The organism is Neobacillus sp. SM06 (assembly GCF_050496765.1).
Lineage (GTDB): Bacteria > Bacillota > Bacilli > Bacillales > Cytobacillaceae > JAEVLT01.
The window spans coordinates 277682-297762 of the sequence record NZ_JBNWEO010000011.1 but is presented as its reverse complement, the minus strand read 5'-3'; the positions used below and the strand labels follow the sequence as shown (position 1 = coordinate 297762).

Genomic DNA, 20081 nt, shown 5'->3' with positions numbered 1-20081 from the left:
AATTAAGAGGAAAGAAGGGGTTTCTGTGGAAAACCATCAATTGATCGAGCAATTTAAAGAGGAATTCGGCTATGCTGAGAATGTGCGGCTGTTTTTTGCGCCCGGCCGCGTGAATTTAATCGGTGAGCATACAGACTATAACGGCGGCTATGTTTTTCCAGCCGCGTTGACGTTCGGCACATGGGCAGTTGCAAGCTCGAGACAGGACGGCATCTACCGCTTTCGTTCGCTAAATTTTCCAGGGCAAGCAGTCGAATGTTCTGTGAAAGAAGGAATCAACTACAAACAGGAAGACGATTGGGCGAATTATCCAAAAGGTGTGTTAAAAGAATTGCTAGAGCTGGAAGGGGGCGTAAATGACAGCGCCTATAAGGGTGCAGATGTGCTATTTTACGGCAATATCCCAAATGGGGCAGGCCTCTCCTCCTCTGCTTCGATTGAATTGGTAACCGGCCTTGCTTTAAGCAAACTTGCCGGCATTGAAGTGGAAATGCTTGAACTTGTTAAAAGCGGTCAGCGTGCTGAAAATCGTTTTGTTGGTGTAAACTGCGGAATTATGGATCAGTTTGCTGTTGGAATGGGGAAAGAAGGCCATGCCATTAAGCTGGATTGCGATACGCTTGAATATGAATATGTGCCGGTCAAAATTGATGGGTACAAACTGGTGATCACAAATACGAATAAACGCCGCGGTCTTGCTGACTCGAAATACAATGAACGAAGAAGCGAATGTGAACAAGGGCTTGCAGTGATTCAGCAGCAGCTTCCAGAGGTTCACTGTCTTGGCGATGTAAGCTATAATGAGTGGGTGAATGTAAAATCAGCGATTGAGGATGAAGTCATTCGCCGCCGCGTCGAGCATGTGATCACAGAAGATGACCGCGTTTTGCAAGCAACGAAAAGCCTTCAGGAAAATGATCTGATTACGTTTGGAGAATTGATGAAAAAATCGCATGAATCACTGCGTGATCTCTATGAAGTAACCGGTTTTGAGCTCGATACGTTGTTTGAGGAAGCAGCTAAAATGGACGGCTGTATCGGAACACGGATGACAGGCGCTGGATTTGGCGGCTGCAATGTCAGCCTTGTAAAAGAAGAAGCAGTCGATGCGTTTAAAAAGCAAGTTGCGGAAAACTATACGGCGAGAACGGGTTTGGAACCAACTTTTTATGTTTGTGAAATTGGCGATGGCACAAAAGAAATCTTATTGGAGGAATAGGAAATGGCAATTTTAGTAACCGGCGGTGCAGGCTATATCGGCAGCCATACGGTTGTTGAATTATTGAATCATGGTGAAGAGGTTGTTGTCGTTGATAATCTACGGACGGGCCATAAACAGGCGGTAACAGGAGGAACCTTTTATCAAGGAGATATCAGCGACCGCAAGTTCCTTGATTCTGTTTTTGCAAAACATGAAATTGAGGCGGTCATTCATTTTGCGGCCAGCTCTTTAGTTGGAGAGAGTGTCCAAAAGCCGCTTGATTATTATGAGAATAACTTGATTGCGTCACACGCGCTTGTTTCGGCAATGATTGATCATGGTGTTAAGAAAATTGTGTTCTCCTCAACGGCGGCAACGTACGGTGAGCCGAAAAGCATCCCGATTTTGGAATCGGACGTCACCAGTCCGACCAATCCATATGGCGAGACGAAACTGGCGATGGAAAAAATGTTTCGCTGGAGTGACAATGCGTACGGTTTAAAATCGATTTCACTTCGCTATTTTAATGCAGCCGGCGCACATCCGGATGCCATGATCGGCGAGGATCACAATCCGGAAAGCCACTTGATCCCGATTATTCTTCAAGTTGCATTAGGGCAGCGCGAAGCAATCGGAATTTTTGGCGACGACTATCCGACGGAAGATGGCACATGCATCCGCGATTACATCCATGTGATGGATCTGGCCAATGCCCATTGGCTTGCCCTGGAACATTTACGCAAAAACAATACAAGTGACGTCTTCAACCTTGGAAACGGGACAGGATTTTCGGTGAAGCAAGTTATTGAAACAGCCCGTCAAGTAACCGACCACCCTATCCCTGAAAAAGTAAGTCCGAGAAGAGCAGGCGACCCGGCCGTGTTAATCGCTTCGTCTGAAAAAGCCCAATCCGTACTTGGCTGGAAACCGCAGTACAATGATCTAAAGACCATCATCGCCACCGCTTGGAAATGGCATCAGGCCAATCCAAAGGGGTATAATGATAAATAAAAAATGTGAAAAAGCACCGTGTTCGGTGCTTTTTCTTTCGTCTTGTAAATTGTGGAATTTTCCTATCTTCCTGCACGGGCTTGTTTTGCCCTGCCAACTCTTGTTTGCGCATCTACTTTTTGACTGACAGCCGCGCTTTTTGGAGAAAAGCGTTTTTGAAGATGTTGATAAAGGTTTCCTAAAACCAGACCGATGTATAAATAGGCCAGGCCGCCGAACATTCCGTACACAAGGACTCCTGCTGCCGCTGTTAGCATTCCGAATACAATCTGGCTCTTAGATTTTGCCGGTGAGGTGGGCGGGTCGGTGAGCATAAAAAAGCCAAAAAACAAGGTTGCATTAATAAATGGCGGTCTGAAAGCATCCGCAGCATTCCCCATATTGTACAGTCCCATGACGAATAATAGGACCATATAGGTTAAAAGGAACGAGAAAACCTGTGGAAATTTAGTAATACGGTTTGTAATTAGATAGCCGCCAATTAAAAGAAAAACGATCATCCATGCTGGAAGATCTCCGAACGCTCCCCACCAGCTTTGGCCTGTTTGCGAAATAAAAAAGAGAGAAAAAAGCAGCCCAAAGGCCGCCGGATTAAAGACGGGCTTCTTTTTATAGACGATAAAATGCTTAGACAGAATAGCTACAATGGCTGTTCCGGCAACAACAAGCCAGGACGTTGTAAAGCTTAAAATAAGCGAAATGATTAAACTCGTGATCACGGTGCTGTCCTTGCTGCTTTTTCGTTTCATAAAAGTGCAGCAGAGATAATCTGCAGCAAACGACACTAAGACGGCAACCATGGTATTTTCTATTCCCAGTATTGTTTTTGAACCGATCGATGCAATGATTAAATAAGAAATCAAGGCTAGGGTGACATAACCCTTTGGGGTTTTAAGCCATTTTTTTACTGTCATTTAAATCCCTCCAACTTTGACAAGTTCCAATTCAGGTGTAATTAAAAGGCCTTCTAAGGAAAGGTCTTCAAGGAAACTCTTCGCTTTTTCTCTTGCCATTAAAAATGAAACAGTGGAAAATCCATCGGCCATCATTGCGAATGGGGCGATTACGGTGCTGCTGACCCATTCGTCGGGAGAGAATTTTGTTTGCGGATTGACAATATGATGGACATCCGGCTGCATTGCGTTTCTTCGCTCATAACTGCCAGATGTACAAACCGCCGCATCGGAAACCTCAATTGTCTCAATGACTTTTTCCTTTAGATAAGGATGCTGGATGCCAATTTTCCATGGTTCTCCTTTTTGATTGACCCCGCCGGCATACAAATCTCCTCCGGCATTGACAATAAACCCTTCAAATTCCTTTAGCTCGTTTGCAGCTAAATCAATGGCAAATCCTTTGGCGACAGCTCCCAAATCAATGAGTAACGGTTTTTTTACTAGCATTGTAAGGTTTTTTGGATCAAGCTCGATATCCAGATAATGAGCGGTTTCAGCAGAACAACTGTTGATAAAATTTCCCGTCAAATACTGCCGATTAAATCCGTTTTCCTCCATTATTTTTCCGACAGTGGGATCAAACAGCCCGTTTGTCAGCTGGGCGATCTCCAGAGCAAACGTAAGCGGTTCAAATAAAAACGGACTAATCTTTACCGGCTTTCCGACATATTGGCTTGCCTTCATCAATTCACTTTCCGTGTTAAAACGGCTGCAGGCCTGTTCCACTTTTTGAAAGGCTTCAAACGCGCGATTTATTTTTGCTTCGGTCGCTACCTTTGACTTCGTTGTTACAACGTTGATGTCCACTACTGTGTCCATGTACAATTTTGTTTTTCTCATTTTGTTCCCCTATGCATTTTTGGCCTGATCAAGTGCCTGCTGAACAGCGTCCGCAAAGGCTGCCGTACTGTAAGTAGCACCAGAAACATTGTCCACCTGTGCACTTTGCTTTTGGATTACTTCCTTGGGGAGACCGACCACATCACTTTCGGAATAATGCATACCGAAATTGCTGATTTGAACGTCTGTAATTTTATCATTCTTAATCGTTACCTGGACACCAATAGTACCTCGTCTGTTCATTCCTTCTCCGGTAAAGGTGCCTTCTTTGTACATTCGTTTTGGTTGTGCTCGGGCAACGGTTGTGCTTGGAGCCTGGTTGCTGCTTTTGCCTTGTGTTCCACTATTGGCTGATGGAGAGTTGTTTTTGCCTTGTGTCCCGCTATTTGTAGCTGGAAGACTGTTCGTTGCTAGGCTGCTATTCGCTGGAGCTTTTTGAACAATATGCTGAATGGGCTGCTGCCCTGCCGCTGCTTGAGGTTCAGTGGTAAAATACCCAGCTGCATAAACGGCTGCGACCGCCGTAGAACACAGCATAACCCACTTTTTATCCGTTTTTTTCATATAAAAATCCTCCCTAGCAAATTCATACAAAACGTTTTTAACATGTACAGTATAGAAAAGCTTTCTTAAAATTTCTTTAAAAAACTTGCTTATGATTCTTAACTTTAGTGGACTTTAAATTTACAAACGTTTCATATCCTGCTCATATCTACGACACAATTTGGTAACAATCCAACGCTATAGTATTTACTAGAGGGGACAGCATGTGTGGCTGTCATGGCACTTGGCGAAGGCGGAGCCAATGCTGTTTTGATTAATTTCTCATAAGTGAAAGTCAACGAAGAATTTAAACAATGAAGAAAAAAAGAAAGTGCCCCAATTTGGACACTTTCTTTTTTAGGTTCTAGTACGATGGATTCATGTATGTTTTTTATAAAAATAGACAGCCGCGCGTAATTATTCCACTCCTTTCGAAGCAAATATTTCCACTAAAATCAAAGCCACTGCCCCCATGGCAGTTGCGTCCTCGCCAAGCTTGGAGACTACGATTTCAGTTTGCTTTGCCGCATCTGTCAAGGCACGCTGTTGAACGGTATTTGCAATGGTTGTAAGAATAAAGTCTTTTGCGTTTAAAACGCCGCCTCCTAAAATAATCCGCTTGGGGTTGATTGCATGAATAAGATTGGTTATTCCGATTCCGAGATAGCGACCCGCCTCGGTAAGAGCGCTAATCGCTAGCGGATCGCCTTGCAATGCCGCCTTGTACACCATCTCACCGGTTATTTTTCCATCGTCATGCCCAACAAGCTCCTCCAGCAGACTCGCGTGGCCTGATCGCAGCTCCTTTTTCACCTTTTCAGCAATCGAAGGGCCAGATGCAAAGGTTTGCAGACAACCGTCATTTCCGCATGTGCATTTTGGACCGTTCAAATCAATGGTCATATGACCAATCTCGCCACTAATACAATCGTTTCCGTGGTAAAGCTTTCCATTCATCACAATGCCGGCTCCGATTCCGCGGCCAACATTGATGCAAACAAAACTGTTTACCCCTGCTCCATGTCCAAACCAAAGTTCACCCAGTCCCATCACTCTTGCGTCATTTTCAACTTTTACTATCCAATTGAATTCTTTTTCTAATACCTCTTTAATCGGAATGTTTTTCAATTTTAGATTTGGCGCAAGAATGGATACGCCTTTTTCAACATCTACAATTCCATGCATTCCAACACCGATCCCAATAATTTTTGTTTCATCGATCTCATCTGTGCTAGTTAACGAGTGAATTGATTCAATGATGAACGACAAAAGCTTTTCATTTGTAATGTCCGGGGGAATGGGTTCGGTTGCTTTTTTCAAAACCTTTCCAGTGATCGTTGTTAAAATGATTTTGATATCATGGGAACCGACATCCAGACCAATGACATGGAATCTTTCGCTATTTAATGTAAGCAGTGTCGGCTTTCTGCCGCCACTGGATTCACCAAGCCTTTGTTCCATGACCATTTCAGCCTGCAAAAGTTCCTTGACAAGATTGCTGACAGTCGGCGGGGTTAGTCCTGTTTGCTTTGCGATTTCTGCTCTTGAGATGGGTCCTTTTTCACGAATACTATTTAAAATTACCGACCGGTTCATTGATTTCATTAATTGAAAGCTGCCAGTTAGCAAGGTATCTGCCATTTTAGTTCCTCCATTGATGCACTTTCTTAATTAATTTTAATTATAAACTATTTTCTTTCAATACAAAACGTTAATAAGGATGTGTGAAATAAAAAAAACGGGTATATTAGATAGTAGACGTTTCCTGTTTTGGAAACGATGTTGCCTGAGGAGGAAAAAGATGAAGTCATTTGTTGTAAGTTTCCACCAAGAAGATCATGTAGACAGTATGCAAATCCAAAAATTAAATGAGGACGATTTTCACAAAGCGACAGAAGGCGGAACAAGGCATTTATTTGAATTAGATACGAACATCGGTTTTTTTTGTGTTTTTTGACGGCGCGGATGCCGATGGTGTTGTTTCATACCTTGTTTTGCAATTTGAAGAAGGTAATGAAGATCCAACTGCCTGTTATGCTTTTAAATTGGAAGATTTTTATGAATTCACGGCGCTATATCTGAACGATTTGGAATTTAGTGATGAGGCGGATGATGAGGACGAGGACGATCAAGCATACGGGCCGATTCACCATCTCGCCCACCTCCTTTACCATATCGTCGAATCGGGGAATGGAATTGAAGCATAGTCAGGGAAATAACCATATCCATAGGGTATGGTTATTTCTATTTTCACGAATATAATCTTTCTTCAAACTGAGTCCGCGACTTTGAGAAATGAAATCTTAAAAAAATACATGCCAATAACGAAAAGCTTGTCGAAAACGCTTGTTCTCCTAAAAACAGGGAAAACACAGCACGAAAGCGCCAAACGAACGCACCTATTATCCTAAAAACAGGGAAAAAGCCTACAACCACATTATCTCTGGAAAATTCTAAAATATATGTAAAATTTCTTTGTACTTTAGGGAGATAGAAAATGTATAATGAAAATAGAATAAACGATGAGTCACGATTCGAAATAGAGGTGTACTTTCGATGGGAAGTATGTTGAAAAAAAACAGACGGCAATATCAAATGTATATAAACCTGATCAGATTGATTGGGGTTATTTCTATTTATCTTTCTTTTTCCTATTTAGCAGGAACTGAAAACCCTTCAACGATCATGGAGCTTGCTGCTATTTCGGTATTATTTCTGCTTTTTTCTCCGTTCTTGATCGTGCTTCCAAGTGGGGCAAGCTTTCGGCCGGGGATGGCCTTTATTTTATTTTCTTTTTTGCACTTTGATTATAGACTTGCCGTTCTCACCGCTCTTCCCGGAACAATTGCGAGTGTTTTTGGGAAAAAAGAACCATACAATAAGTTTTTCTTAATGATCGGTCATTTATCGATTGGAATTTATGCAGCAGGATTTGTTTACCACCAATTGCTGCCGGCTTTTTCCCAAACATATAAAGCCTTTGTAATTATTACGGTAAGTTTGCTGCTTCACTTTGCTGTGAACCGCTTTGTAGCAGCCATCATTGTCGCATATCGCAAGCAACGGAGCTTGCAAGCGCAGCTCTTTGCGCTTGTAAAAGATTTAAATTGGGGGTATATTTCCACCTACCTTATTGGCGTGATCATGTTTCTTGTCTTTCAGACTTACTACCTTCCAGGAGTGTTTCTTAGCACCTTTTTGTTACTGGCAGTCTATCGGTCATTTATCTATTTTCAAAAACTGAAATTGATGGAGGAAAAAGTTTATTTAGATGGGTTAACAAAAGCGGAAAGCAGATTATCATGGGAAGAATTTTCAAAACGGATGAAAAAGAACCGCTCTTTTCCTACCGGGATCGTTTGCATGATGGATTTGGACTATTTTAAATCGATCAATGATACATACGGGCACGATTTTGGAGACCGCATCCTACAGGAATTTGTCAGCTATATTCGGAAAGAAATGAGTCGCAAATATCGCTTGTTCCGTTTTGGCGGTGATGAATTTATTTTGTTTGTTTATGTGAATGAAAAGGAATGTAAAGAGGCTTGTGAGGAAATGAATCAACTCATTTATCAACAAAATGAAATTTGGAAGAAGAAAGGACTGGCTGTTTCCGTTAGCTTTGGAAGTTCGTTTCTTTCCGAAAAAGATACGCTTGAAAACAGTGTAACGAAAGCAGATAAATTAATGTATAACCATAAATTTTCTAGAAATCTCGTCATCCGAAACTAATTTGTCCTGTTAAGTAATAAAGAAAACTCGCCGATTGGCGAGCCTTTGGCGGTTCATGAGGCGTAGTTGCCCGTCGTGCGTTCAGAATTGATGGATAAAAATGCTGATTAGCGAAAAAAGCGCTGGCCTTAAACCAGCGCTTTTTCACCATTTTATACTGATTTTTTAGCCACTTCCACTCTGGCTTTTCCCATGAAGAAGATCGTGATTGCTGCAAAGGCAATAGGGATCAACGTCAGCAGAAATGTATGCGTAATCGAATCGGACATGGCCTGGACAATTTTATCCAAAATAAATCCCGGTATTTTCGAACGTTGGCTCGCTTCGAAAAGTTGTCTTGGGTCGCTCATCGTAAACGACGAACTTCCGCCAGCCCCCTGCATTCCTTTAAATGCTTCTTTTACCTTATCTGTAAATAGGTTGTTTTGAATGGAACCATAAACCGAAACACCAAGCGTCATGCCAAAAGAGCGCAAAAATGAATTGGTTGAATTGGCAGAGCCGCGGTACTGCGGTTCGAGATTATGAATCGAAGCAGTTGGCAATAAAGAAAACGAAAAGCCGACGCCAAAGCCGACCAAAATCATGTAAATCGTTAACAAGTATCTTGCAGTATCAGGTGTCATTGTTCCAAGGAAGAACATCCCGGCAACATAGGAAACAATTGAAATAAACATCAGGTTCCGGTAGGACGTTTTCGTTAAAAAGATTCCGCCGACAGAGCTTCCAGCTACAGAACCGAGCATCATTGGCGTCAAAATCAAGCCCGCATTTTTTGCCGACCCGCCGTATACCGCTTGAACGAAGATTGGAATAAATACCGTTAAAATAATGAACGTAGCTCCGTACAAAAACGCCAAAATTTGCGATGTTGCAAACAAGCGCTTTTTAAACAGCCAAAGCGGCAAAATTGGTTCTTTTGCTTTCAATTCGGTAATAAAAAAGGCAATGAAAAAAATCGCAAAACTGGCAAATAAACTAATAATCTGCACGGAATCCCATTTATATTGTTTGCCGCCAAGCTCGAGAGCAAACATCAGGCTGACTACCGAAATCACAAGAGTAACTGCACCAAGCCAGTCAATTTTTTGCTTTGAGTGCTGAAGTGATTCATGGTAAAAGCGTACGATTAGGAACAAGGAAACAATGCCTATCGGTACATTCACATAAAAGACCCAGTGCCAGCTAATATAATCAGTGATGTAGGCACCAAGCAGCGGTCCAAGCACGCTCGATGCACCGAAAACCGCGCCCAGCAATCCGGTCATTTTCCCGCGTTGTTCCGGTGGGAAGATATCGAATACAATTGTAAAAGCGATTGGCATCAGTGCCCCGCCGCCAATCCCTTGAATCGCCCGGTAAATGCTAAGTTGTTCAATACTCTGAGCAAGGCCGCTTAATGCAGAGCCTATCAAGAAGACGACCAAGCCAAAAAGGAAGAATCGTTTACGTCCATACATGTCGGACAGCTTACCAAAAATCGGCATTCCTGCCATGACTGCGACCATGTAGGCAGAAGTCACCCAAATAAATTTGTCAAAGCCGCCAAGATCAGAAACAATGGTTCCCATCGCAGTTGCTACAATGGTATTATCCATTGCCGACATCAGAATTGCCAGCAATAAACCAGTAACAACCAATTTTAGATTATTGTCCTTTTTAATCATCTTTCAAACCCCTTTGCGAAGGAAGGAGTGCTTCCTTTACAGCTCATTTTTTTTTGTTAAAATAAACATAAGTATCTTGATGATCAAGATAAAAATAGTTTAAGAGAAAGGATTGGCTTTTGTCAATGGAAATCGCAAATCATCCGGAACCAAGCCATGATGTAATCAAGAATTTACGAAAACTAAGCACGCGGATGGTTCTGTTTCAACAGTTTGCGGCCCATTCGCTTGGGCTTGCCCATACTGATTTTAAAACAGCCGATATTTTAAATGAAACCGGTCCGATAACGGCTGGGGAGCTGGCGAAGATAACGGGTTTAACAACGGGTTCCGTAACCGCTTTGATTGATCGCCTCGAACAAGCGGAACTAGTGAAACGGGAGAAAGATCCAAACGACCGGCGCAGGGTGATGATTGTGCCGGTAAAAGACAAACAACCGCTAATTCGGCAGCATTTTTTGCCGTTAACTAACGCGATGACTGAGCTGTGTTCCCACTATAGCGAAGCTGAATTGGCTTTAATCAATGAGTTTATTATGCAAACTAGCGCCATCCACGAAAGGGAAATTCAGCGGCTTAGCGAGTCCGATGCAGAATAATGGACCAGTTTTGTGGGAAAATATCCATGCTTTCATGTGAGTTTTTGAAGGAGGAATCAAGAATGGAAAGCACCCATGAATTTGTAGAGAAATTGCATGAAAACCAAAGAAAGGCAGAAAAAAACAAAAAAACGCAAGGCCAGCAAAATGCCCCAAGCAAGAAGCTGCCAAACAAGCAGCATAACCAAGGTTTTTAATGAAAGGAGACAGCATCGGACGAAAAGTACCGATGCTGTTTTTATGCCATATGCAGACCTTTTTTACAGATGTCCAACACGACTCTTTTTTTAGCTAATCACCAGAATTTATATGGGTAAATTCTGAACGGACGATGGACAGGACGTCCTAGTCAGGCAAGTGCCACAGGATGTGGCAGGTATACGACGAGCGTGGTAAATTCAACTACGCCTCTGTCTTCGTCCAAAGGACTCGCCAGTCGGCGAGTTTTCATTTATGATAAATTAAGCTTTCAACACATCATGGTCGACATAGCGTTCGCCATTGATTTCGCTGATGACGTTGATCGCCACTTTCGCCCCATCGCCAGCGGTAATAATCGTATGTACACTCACACCTGCAATCGTTCCCGCTGCCCAAACTCCTTCAACACTTGTTTTACCGGCTGCATCCACATCGATAATCGTTTTCACACGAGGCTCGGTTCCTGCTTTTGTTTGCAGGCCGATTTTTTCAGCCAAGTCCGCAGCAAATCCTGTTGCCAGAATCACATGTTTTGCCTCATATTGCTCGCGATCCGTTTCGATTTTGAAGCCTGCATCCGTTTTTGCTACATTCGTTACCGTCGCTGCAACGATTTCTGCACCAAACTTGCTTGCTTGCTTTTTGCCCGTTTCCACAAGATCCGGACCGCTGATTTCCATGACACCATAGTGATTTTCAAGCCATGCCCGTTTTGTAACCGTTTTATCATTATCGATTACAAGAGTCTTTTTTCCAGCCTTTGCTGTAAACAATGCAGCACTTGCACCCGCAGGTCCTGCACCAACAATTACTACATCATACATTTTATTTCCCTCCAGTTTTTTTCTTTAAAATCATTCTAAATAACAGTATAGCGCACGAAGAAAATAATGTAAAAAATTTTGATCAAGGATCTGTGCGTTTTTTCGTATTTTGCATTTTTTTACCGGCGGGATTTTAACTATACGTATGATTTTTTTAACTATTTACAATTTTGTAAAAGATTAAAATATGAGTGAAGTCAAACAGGTGGTTGGGGGACTTCTTGTTTGATGAATTCAAATTATGGGAGGGGTAAACATGTACCAATCAATTGCCTGGTACACTACACTGTTCCTTGTTTTCCTCATTGCATTGGCGTTTTCGTTTGTTTACGGGGAATCAAGGAGACTAAAAGCCTATGCACCTATTCAGGAAAAAGGCTATAAAATTCGCAAATTTTATTTTCTCGCCTTGGTGGCCGTGATGGTGTTCGTTTCCGCTATCACATTAAGCAGATTGCCATATCCCGACGAGCGGGCAATGGCTTCTGAAAATGCAAAGATTGTAGATGTTACGGGTCTGCAATTTTCCTGGACTTTAAGCAATGAGAATTTTACCGTTGGTGAGCCGGTCCTTTTTCGCGTAACAAGTAAAGATGTTACCCATGGGTTTGGGGTGTACAACGAGAAAATGCAACTGATCGCCCAGACCCAAGCCATGCCACAATATACAAACACCGTATCGGTCACCTTTCAAAAACCGGGCACTTATAAAATTTTGTGCTTGGAATATTGCGGAACTGGCCATCATTTGATGATGAAAGACATCCTTGTGAAGCCTAAAGGGGGCCAGTAACATGGATAAACAGGTAAATTCCACGGATAGAGCGGAACCAGTTTAGCGAAAAGGTTCCATTCCAGATGCGGCGACACGCGAAATACGGATAAACCGGGATTTTCCGCGGATAAAAGGAAAAAGTCCGCGGATAAAAGGTAATTTTCCGCGGATAAAAGAAAAAAATCCGCGGATAAACAGGTGAATTCCGCGGATAGGCGAAACCGTCCGCGGAAAAGAGTCCATTCCAGATGCGGGGATGCGCGAAATACGGATAAACGCGGGTTTTCCGCGGATAAAAGGAAAAAGTCCGCGGATAAAAGGTAATTTTCCGCGGATAAAAGAAAAAAATCCGCGGATAAACAGGTAAATTCCGCGGATAGGCGAAACCGTCCGCGGAAAAGAGTCCATTCCAGATGCGGCGACACGCGAAATACGGATAAACCGGGATTTTCCGCGGATAAAAGGAAAAAGTCCGCGGATAAAAGGTAATTTCCCGCGGATAAAAGAAAAAAATCCGCGGATAAACAGGTGAATTCCGCGGATAGGCGAAACCGTCCGCGGAAAAGAGTCCATTCCAGATGCGGGGATGCGCGAAATACGGATAAACGCGGGTTTTCCGCGGATAAAAGGAAAAAGTCCGCGGATAAAAGGTAATTTTCCGCGGATAAAAGAAAAAAATCCGCGGATAAACAGGTAATTTCCGCGGATAGGCGAAACCGTCCGCGGAAAAGAGTCCATTCCAGATGCGGGGATGCGCGAAATACGGATAACCCGGTAAACTTCGCGGATAAGCCGAGCCAGTCCGTGAAATGAACACGTGGTACCAAGATCCTTGACGATTTGCCCGTTAAGGTATGCGAAACCAACCTGCGGAAAAGAGCATGAGCAAAATTTTCCCTTTCCCTTTCCCTTCCTCCCCTCCATTATAAAATGTTTAACATTTCTTCCAAGAGGTTATTGAAATGGGTAGAGATCCATTTTATTTTTTCCGGAGAAAGGGTGAGGCAAATTTGTCTGAGGGGATAAAAGTTGTTGTAAATGGAGTTGAAATGGAAACAAAAGAGGATCAATCTGTGCTTCAATTTCTGTCAGAAAGTTCAATTGAAGTGCCGCATGTTTGCTATCATCCAAGCTTAGGGCCAATTGAAACATGTGATACATGCATTGTGAATGTAAATGGCGAGCTGGTTCGCTCCTGTTCAACAACTCTAGAAGCGGGAGATGTAATTGATACAGCTGCTCCTGATGTAAAAAAAGCACAGACGATTGCGATGGATAAAATTTTATACAACCATGAATTGTATTGTACGGTTTGTGATTACAACAATGGCGGCTGCGAAATTCATAACACTGTGAAAGAAATGAAAATGAATCACCAAAGCACGCCGTTTGCTCACAAGCCATACCATGAGGACAATTCGAATCCATTTTATCGCTATGATCCTGATCAATGTATCCTTTGCGGCCGCTGTGTCGAGGCATGCCAGGATGTACAGGTAACAGAGACACTGCGAATTGACTGGGATCGGGAAAGACCGCGTGTGATCTGGGATAACGATGTCCCGATTAATGAGTCGTCCTGCGTTTCCTGCGGTCATTGTTCAACCGTTTGTCCATGCAATGCGATGATGGAAAAAGGCATGGTGGGCGAAGCTGGGTATTTAACGGGAATTGCCAAAGACACACTACGGCCGATGATCGAATTGACCAAAGGGGTTGAAACAGGCTACGGCTCAATTTTAACGATTTCGGATATGGAGTCGGCGATGCGCGAAGAGAGAATTAAACGAACCAAAACCGTTTGTACGTATTGCGGGGTTGGCTGCAGTTTTGAAATTTGGACAAAAGGAAGGGAAATCCTCAAGGTTGAGCCACAGGCCGAGGCGCCCGCAAATGGCATTTCGACGTGTGTAAAAGGGAAATTCGGCTGGAGTTACGTAAATAGCGAGGAACGGCTGACAAAACCGCTGATCCGTGAAGGTGATCAGTTCCGCGAGGCAGAATGGGATGAGACGCTAGCTCTCGTCGCGCGCAAATTTGCTGAAATTCGTAATGAATTTGGTGCAGACTCGCTTGGCTTTATTACCTCTTCCAAATGTACAAATGAAGAATCGTACGTCATGCAAAAACTGGCCAGAGCTGTCATCGGCACCAATAACGTTGACAATTGCTCACGATATTGCCAAACACCGGCAACGGTAGGTTTATTCCGCACAGTCGGCTACGGCGGAGATGCTGGATCGATAACAGATATTGGGATGGCAGAACTCGTCGTAATCATTGGTTCGAACACATCGGAATCGCATCCTGTTTTAGCCACAAGGGTAAAACGGGCACAAAAGCTAAAAGGACAAAAAGTCATTGTCGCGGATTTGCGTGAACATGAAATGGCAGCCCGAGCTGACTTGTTTGTTCGGCCAAAGGCGGGTTCCGACATTGTTTGGATTAATGCCCTTGCCAAATACATGATGGACAACGGCTGGGTAGATGAACAATTTTTACAAGAAAAGGTAAATGGCGTTACGGAATATAGTCAAAGCCTTCAACCATTTACTTTGGAATATGCCGAAAAAGAAACAGGCATTTCGATTGCCAATTTAATCAAAATGGCAGAAATGATTCATGGGGCGAAAAGTGTCAGCGCTCTTTGGGCAATGGGCGTCACCCAGCATATGGGCGGCAGTGACACGAGCACAGCCATTTCCAATCTGCTGCTCATCACAGGAAACTATGGGAAACCAGGGACAGGCGCCTATCCGCTTAGGGGACATAACAATGTGCAAGGTGCAGGTGATTTTGGCAGCAGCCCTGACAGCCTGCCGGGGTATCAGAAAGTCTATGATGATCAAGCAAGGGAAAAATTTGAAAAAGCTTGGGGCGTGAAGCTTCCGAAAGATCCGGGAATTAACAACCATGACATGATTGAAGGCATCCATAATGGCACATTAAAAGCGATGTATGTAAAAGGCGAAGAAATGGGTCTTGTTGATTCCAATATCAATCATGTTCATGCAGCATATGAAAAGTTGGATTTCTTCGTTGTTCAGGACATTTTTTTCACAAAAACAGCCCAGTACGCCGATGTGGTTTTACCGGCAGCACCAAGCTTGGAAAAAGAAGGAACATTTACGAATACTGAACGAAGAATCCAGCGCCTTTACCAAGTGTTTGAGCCGATGGGAGACGCGAAGCCCGACTGGAAAATTATGATGGAGATTGCCAACCGTCTTGGCGCCGAATGGGATTACCAGCATCCAAGCGATATTATGGCTGAAGCGGCTATGCTTATGCCGATTTATTCAGGTGTGACATACGAACGGCTGGAAGGTTTTAAAAGTCTGCAATGGCCGGTGGCACCCGATGGAACGGATACTCCTCTCCTTTATACAAACGGGTTTCCCTTCCCTGACGGCAAAGCAAGGTTAGTCCCTGTCGATTGGACAAAACCGCATCATTTTGGTGAAGAATACGATATTCATGTTAATAATGGCCGTCTTTTAGAGCATTTCCATGAAGGCAATATGACTTATAAGTCAAAAGGAATTTCCGAAAAGACGCCAGAAGTCTTCCTGGAAGTTTCTCCAGAACTTGCCGCTGAAAGAGGCATAAAAGATGGAACATTGGTAAGATTAACGTCTCCTTTTGGAAATGTTAAAGTAAAATGCCATGTTACAGCACGGGTAAAAGGCAAAGAAGTTTATTTGCCAATGAATGATTCGGGCGAAGCAGCAATCAATTTATTGACTAGTAGCTTTGCGGATAAGGATACGGATACCCCTGCTTATAAAGAAACACAAGCAAAGATGGAAATTTTACAATATGAAGGAATTAATCCATTGCCAAGGATTAATTTCCGCTATGGCAACCCGCAGCCGCAAATGGGGGTTCAAGTTCAGAAAAAATGGGCACGCCCGGACTATGTTTTTCCAGGAGATCAAGTGAAAAAGGAGCGGAAACAGCATGGCTAAAGCGGTACGAAAAATTCAGCGCATCGAATTGAGCGAAGAAGATAAGCGGCGTCTCGATTTGCAGGAAGTGGAAGATGCACTTGTCCATAATAAGGAAGCGATCCTTGAATCGCTTCAAGTGATACAGCATATGCATGACCGCGGCTTTCTCGCATTACTGAATGGACTGTTTGGACAAGGGGATAAAGTGCTAAAACTTCTCGTCACAAAAGCGGATACTCCGGAAACAGCGAATACACTGAAAAATTTACTGTTAATGGCAGGCGTGCTGGGTACATTAGATGTCAAACAGTTGGAACCGATTTTGATAAAAGTTAATGCCGGGATTGCGAGAGTGGCGGAAATCAAGGATCACAATCGTGAAATGAGTTTCTTTGATATTTTTCGTTCATTAAAAGATCATGAAATCAATCGCTCGATTACGTTTATGTTGGAATTTTTAAAAGGAATGGGGGAGGATACGAGAGAACTTGAGCGCACTACGCAGAAACCGGAACATCAGGGCAAACATACTGGAGGCAATGAAACGCTCAAACGATAAAAAGGAGGATTGGCCAAAATGGCATATCTTTTTAAAAAAATAAAAAAAGTCAGAACAAGAACGGATCGTCTAACCGCTGATTTTAAAAGACTATCAAAAAATTTTAAAGGCATTTCAGGTAACTTTAAAGGCATCACCTCACGGATACAGGGAATAAAAGCAAATAGTAAGGAAATACCTGCTATTTTCAAAGGAAGAGCGAGAAACAAGCGCAGCAGGTCCCCAATTGCTGAATAAATGAACAAGAGGACATCCTCAAACGGATGTCCTCTTATTTTTTTAAAAAAATAGGAATAGTTAAGAAAAAGTTAAGCAGGCCCGATCATAATAAGCATTGTGAAACCGCTGAAAGGTTTCAAATCTCTTTTGAAAGGGGCGGTGCAAAGAAGAGAGTTGAAGATTCGCAAATAAAAAGTTATACAGACTGATCATAAAGGAGATGAAAATACATGAAACCCAAAAAACTGTTTAAGTGGCTACTGCTCATAGCTGCACTTGGGATTGTCTTTTTTGTTGGCTTCCGTTTCGTTGGGGATGGTAGATGGGGACATGAAGAACTGGGAGCATGGCAAAATAAAGCTGCGCAAATCCAATCCTTCCATCGCGGTTCTGGTGGAATTGGAGCTCAAATGATGGAACGAGGCCGGGAATTTCGTCACGGCGGCAATTTCATGAATGGTCCTCGTAGGGAAAGGCATTTTGCAGGAAAAGAAGACTTCGAATTTGGGGGTATTCTGTTTGCAATCGCAGCAATCTTCCTGGGCTGGTTGTTCCGTAAGAACGCAGGTGAAAGCATTTGGCGGAAATGGACAGGCTGGCTGCTGATCGCAATCGGTGCTTTGCTTCTTTTAGCAAAAGTGCTGCCGCTCGTTGTATTGGCTGTCGGTGTAGTTGTTCTTTACAGGCTTCTTAAAAGAAGGAAAAACGCGCAAACAGATTGGAAAGTCGATGACACTTTCGAATCCGTAACACCGGTTACGAGCAGCGCTGGAGCAATACTTGATGAATGGGAACGTAACATGAACAAGGAGGAAAAGGAAAATGGGAATTTTTAAACGATTAAAAACAATTGTATCGGCTGATGTCCATGAGGTATTGGATAAAATGGAAAATCCGCTAAGCATGTTGAGTCAATACTTGCGGGATGTGGAAAACCAACTAGAAGAGGCAAAGGGAGCGTTGGCTGATCAACTCTACCTTGAGAAAAAATATGAGCTTTTAGTTGCTGATGAGGAAGCCCTTGTTGCCAAGCGGGCTCGCCAGGCAGAACTGGCAGTTACACGAGGAGAAGATGAAATCGCCAAACTGGCCCTTCAGGAAAAAATCCTGCATGAAACGAAAGTGAACCGTTATCGTCAACAGTATGAAATCACAAAACAGCAGACAGAAAACCTAAAAGAACAAATTAGCAAACTGGTAGAAGAGTTTCAAGAGCTGCAGTATAAAAGATTAGTGCTTACGTCAAGAGCCCATGCAGCAAAATCAATTCAGCAAGGACAAGCTATGCTAGCCTCGTTCCAATCCGAGCAAGCCGTTTCCGGGTTTGCCAAGGCAGAAGAACAAGTGCGCAAACTCGAAGCCGCTGCAGCAGCAAGCACCCATTTCTATGAATTAACCAACGCATCTGGGAAAGCAGCGCTTGATACCCAACTGCAAGAAGCCGTACAAAAGGAACTCGATTTAGTAAAACAAGGGTAAAGAAAAAAGGAATCTGTCTTTGGCAGATTCCTTTTTCAATAGCATCAATGATTTTCCTCCGTACTTTTAAACGAAAATTGCTTGCGGGTGTGCAAGAAGTAATAGAGAAGGACGCCCAACAGAACATAAACCGAACTGATTAAATAGAATGAGCTGTAACCGATCGTAGTCACGATCGCTCCGACGGCAAAAGAACCTAAGCCGACACCAGTGTCATAGATTGAGAGAAATGTTGCCGTCGCCAGTCCACGGCAATTTGGAGGAGTGTCCTGGATGGCAATTGTGATTTTGGAAAAAAGTAAAAAAAGCATCCTAATTATTTGAAAACAAAATTGGATTCTTTGTATTTTTTGTTAATTTTTTGAATAAAACTCTACACTTTCATAAGAATTTGTAATCGGGTTAAATACCTCGCCTTTATTGTTAATTTTTCTATATCCGAATTCATCGGCAAATACAAAATAATTATTTGGAGCTGGATTACGAGACAAGAAAACCATGACTTCTGAGTTTTTATCTTTATCTTTATTAGCTTGTTGTTCAGGTGTCGAAACAACCTTTTCAGATTCACGCTCTTGTTTAGAATATTGTTTTGGTTTATGAACAACACCATTGCTATCAACTTTAGTGGGTTCGGGTGTTGTGTTATTCAGATAAGTTTCTAGAGTCACTTCTCCACCGTAATAAACTATATCTATCCCGTTCTTCATTTCTAAATCGGTCAGATTTCCCTTTAGCACTTTAATTATTTTCATGTGTGATTCAGTTTTTATAAAATTTTGGTCTACAAAAGATTTATGATCTTTCTCAAATTTCCCTACTATAACAACGGGTGCATGTTGGTACATTGTGTAAACAGAGGCAGTATCTTTGGTATAATCCGCATGAGAAACAATTGTGAATGCTGTTTTCATGCCTGCTGTTGTTCCACTTATTGTTTCTTTTTTAATAGCTTTTTTTATACTTTTAGACTTAACGGAAACAGAAGTTTCTTTAGAAGTAGTATTATTAAAATTCCAAACCAAAACAAATGTCAATAGAATGGTGAATATAATACCGCCATATGTCCAAATATTTTTTTTCATTTTATTATCCCTCTTTTTATGGATGTTTTAGGTTAAAGGCATCATTATCAACTTTTTGAACAGTATATACTGCTCTTACGTACGATTGAGCCATGATACTGTATGGATTTGTATTATTATGTTCTAAAGCACTTATTGGAGTACCGTATTTGCTCTGAGCTGAACTATCGGTGTAATAATATATACTCCGAATATTCCAAGTTAAATTGTAACGAAAAGTAGGCGTTTCTGTCGCGGCACTAGCAATCTGTAAATTGACACCTAATAGAATTAAAATGAAAAAAACACTAAAAAACTTTTTCATAAATAATTTTCCCCTTCATTTTTTTAAGCATTCTCACAAATGCTGCTTTCGCTGTATCCTCTTAAAGAGTACAAAAATCTGTCTTTTAAATTCCAAAAAAATATCTTTAAAGCGTGTGTTCTACTCAAAATGT

The 20081-nt window shown here is 42.4% G+C and carries 20 protein-coding genes and 1 pseudogene; 12 read left to right on the top strand and 9 right to left on the bottom strand.

Going from position 1 to position 20081, the window contains the following annotated elements; all coding sequences use genetic code 11:
- Window positions 1-25 precede the first annotated feature (25 nt).
- Both ACQYAD_RS04715 and galE read left to right on the top strand, forming a co-directional pair.
- Entirely contained in the window at window positions 26-1219 is a 1194-nt protein-coding gene (locus tag ACQYAD_RS04715) for a galactokinase (RefSeq protein WP_430236017.1), read from the top strand.
- A 3-nt stretch (window positions 1220-1222) separates the two neighbouring features.
- Complete coding sequence (gene galE, locus ACQYAD_RS04710; RefSeq protein ID WP_430236016.1) at window positions 1223-2212, top strand: UDP-glucose 4-epimerase GalE; 990 nt, start codon at window positions 1223-1225, stop codon at window positions 2210-2212.
- A gap of 62 nt (window positions 2213-2274) precedes the next feature.
- Here galE and ACQYAD_RS04705 read toward each other — a convergent pair whose 3' ends face one another.
- From ACQYAD_RS04705 to ACQYAD_RS04690, 4 genes are all read right to left on the bottom strand, one after another.
- Window positions 2275-3126 (bottom strand): RnfABCDGE type electron transport complex subunit D, encoded by an 852-nt coding sequence (locus ACQYAD_RS04705; RefSeq protein WP_430236015.1) that lies wholly within the window; start codon window positions 3124-3126, stop codon window positions 2275-2277.
- A complete protein-coding gene (locus ACQYAD_RS04700; protein WP_430236014.1) occupies window positions 3127-4008 on the bottom strand; it encodes an FAD:protein FMN transferase in 882 nt (293 codons plus the stop codon). It lies immediately after the preceding gene.
- A 9-nt stretch (window positions 4009-4017) separates the two neighbouring features.
- Entirely contained in the window at window positions 4018-4572 is a 555-nt protein-coding gene (locus tag ACQYAD_RS04695) for an FMN-binding protein (RefSeq protein ID WP_430236013.1), read from the bottom strand.
- 396 nt (window positions 4573-4968) lie between these two features.
- Window positions 4969-6192 carry an ROK family transcriptional regulator gene (locus ACQYAD_RS04690; RefSeq protein ID WP_430236011.1) on the bottom strand — a complete coding sequence of 408 codons (1224 nt, stop codon included), beginning with the start codon at window positions 6190-6192 and terminating at the stop codon, window positions 4969-4971.
- A 160-nt stretch (window positions 6193-6352) separates the two neighbouring features.
- On the opposite strand from ACQYAD_RS04690, the pseudogene ACQYAD_RS04685 reads away from it, so the two are divergent.
- Both ACQYAD_RS04685 and ACQYAD_RS04680 read left to right on the top strand, forming a co-directional pair.
- Window positions 6353-6758: pseudogene (locus tag ACQYAD_RS04685) on the top strand (cytosolic protein).
- A gap of 349 nt (window positions 6759-7107) precedes the next feature.
- Window positions 7108-8286 carry a GGDEF domain-containing protein gene (locus ACQYAD_RS04680; protein WP_430236010.1) on the top strand — a complete coding sequence of 393 codons (1179 nt, stop codon included), beginning with the start codon at window positions 7108-7110 and terminating at the stop codon, window positions 8284-8286.
- Between the two features lie 152 nt (window positions 8287-8438).
- Here the strand turns inward: ACQYAD_RS04680 and ACQYAD_RS04675 are convergent, their stop codons facing one another.
- On the bottom strand, window positions 8439-9953 hold the full coding sequence (locus ACQYAD_RS04675) for an MDR family MFS transporter (protein ID WP_430236009.1): 1515 nt from the start codon (window positions 9951-9953) through the stop codon (window positions 8439-8441).
- Between the two features lie 125 nt (window positions 9954-10078).
- Here ACQYAD_RS04675 and ACQYAD_RS04670 point away from each other — a divergent pair, with 125 nt between their 5' ends.
- Together ACQYAD_RS04670 and ACQYAD_RS04665 are read left to right on the top strand one after the other, a co-directional pair.
- The gene (locus ACQYAD_RS04670; RefSeq protein ID WP_430236008.1) at window positions 10079-10552 is read left to right on the top strand and encodes a MarR family transcriptional regulator; all 474 of its coding nucleotides are present in this window, start codon (window positions 10079-10081) and stop codon (window positions 10550-10552) included.
- A gap of 62 nt (window positions 10553-10614) precedes the next feature.
- Window positions 10615-10749: a DUF4023 domain-containing protein gene (locus ACQYAD_RS04665; RefSeq protein WP_430236007.1), complete on the top strand. Its 135-nt coding sequence runs from the start codon at window positions 10615-10617 to the stop codon at window positions 10747-10749.
- 264 nt (window positions 10750-11013) lie between these two features.
- On the opposite strand, the gene ACQYAD_RS04660 is transcribed toward ACQYAD_RS04665, so the two are convergent.
- Window positions 11014-11577 (bottom strand): FAD-dependent oxidoreductase, encoded by a 564-nt coding sequence (locus ACQYAD_RS04660; RefSeq protein ID WP_430236005.1) that lies wholly within the window; start codon window positions 11575-11577, stop codon window positions 11014-11016.
- Window positions 11578-11833: 256 nt separating this feature from the next.
- Between ACQYAD_RS04660 and ACQYAD_RS04655 the strand changes: the two genes are divergently transcribed.
- Window positions 11834-12370: a cytochrome c oxidase subunit II gene (locus tag ACQYAD_RS04655; RefSeq protein WP_430236004.1), complete on the top strand. Its 537-nt coding sequence runs from the start codon at window positions 11834-11836 to the stop codon at window positions 12368-12370.
- 42 nt (window positions 12371-12412) lie between these two features.
- On the opposite strand, the gene ACQYAD_RS04650 is transcribed toward ACQYAD_RS04655, so the two are convergent.
- A complete protein-coding gene (locus tag ACQYAD_RS04650) occupies window positions 12413-13276 on the bottom strand; it encodes a hypothetical protein (protein WP_430236002.1) in 864 nt (287 codons plus the stop codon).
- Window positions 13277-13401: 125 nt separating this feature from the next.
- Between ACQYAD_RS04650 and fdhF the strand changes: the two genes are divergently transcribed.
- From fdhF to ACQYAD_RS04625, 5 genes are all read left to right on the top strand, one after another.
- On the top strand, window positions 13402-16320 hold the full coding sequence (gene fdhF / locus ACQYAD_RS04645) for a formate dehydrogenase subunit alpha (protein WP_430236107.1): 2919 nt from the start codon (window positions 13402-13404) through the stop codon (window positions 16318-16320).
- Complete coding sequence (locus ACQYAD_RS04640; protein WP_430236001.1) at window positions 16313-16861, top strand: DUF1641 domain-containing protein; 549 nt, start codon at window positions 16313-16315, stop codon at window positions 16859-16861. The genes fdhF and ACQYAD_RS04640 overlap by 8 nt, the downstream gene beginning before the upstream one ends.
- 18 nt (window positions 16862-16879) lie before the next feature.
- Complete coding sequence (locus ACQYAD_RS04635; protein ID WP_430236000.1) at window positions 16880-17098, top strand: hypothetical protein; 219 nt, start codon at window positions 16880-16882, stop codon at window positions 17096-17098.
- A gap of 212 nt (window positions 17099-17310) precedes the next feature.
- On the top strand, window positions 17311-17916 hold the full coding sequence (locus ACQYAD_RS04630) for a hypothetical protein (protein WP_430235999.1): 606 nt from the start codon (window positions 17311-17313) through the stop codon (window positions 17914-17916).
- Entirely contained in the window at window positions 17903-18559 is a 657-nt protein-coding gene (locus ACQYAD_RS04625; RefSeq protein WP_430235998.1) for a PspA/IM30 family protein, read from the top strand. The genes ACQYAD_RS04630 and ACQYAD_RS04625 overlap by 14 nt, the downstream gene beginning before the upstream one ends.
- A 353-nt stretch (window positions 18560-18912) precedes the next feature.
- On the opposite strand, the gene ACQYAD_RS04620 is transcribed toward ACQYAD_RS04625, so the two are convergent.
- Complete coding sequence (locus tag ACQYAD_RS04620; protein ID WP_430235996.1) at window positions 18913-19644, bottom strand: hypothetical protein; 732 nt, start codon at window positions 19642-19644, stop codon at window positions 18913-18915.
- 16 nt (window positions 19645-19660) lie between these two features.
- The gene (locus ACQYAD_RS04615) at window positions 19661-19948 is read right to left on the bottom strand and encodes a hypothetical protein (RefSeq protein ID WP_430235995.1); all 288 of its coding nucleotides are present in this window, start codon (window positions 19946-19948) and stop codon (window positions 19661-19663) included.
- Between the last annotated feature and the right edge of the window lie 133 nt (window positions 19949-20081).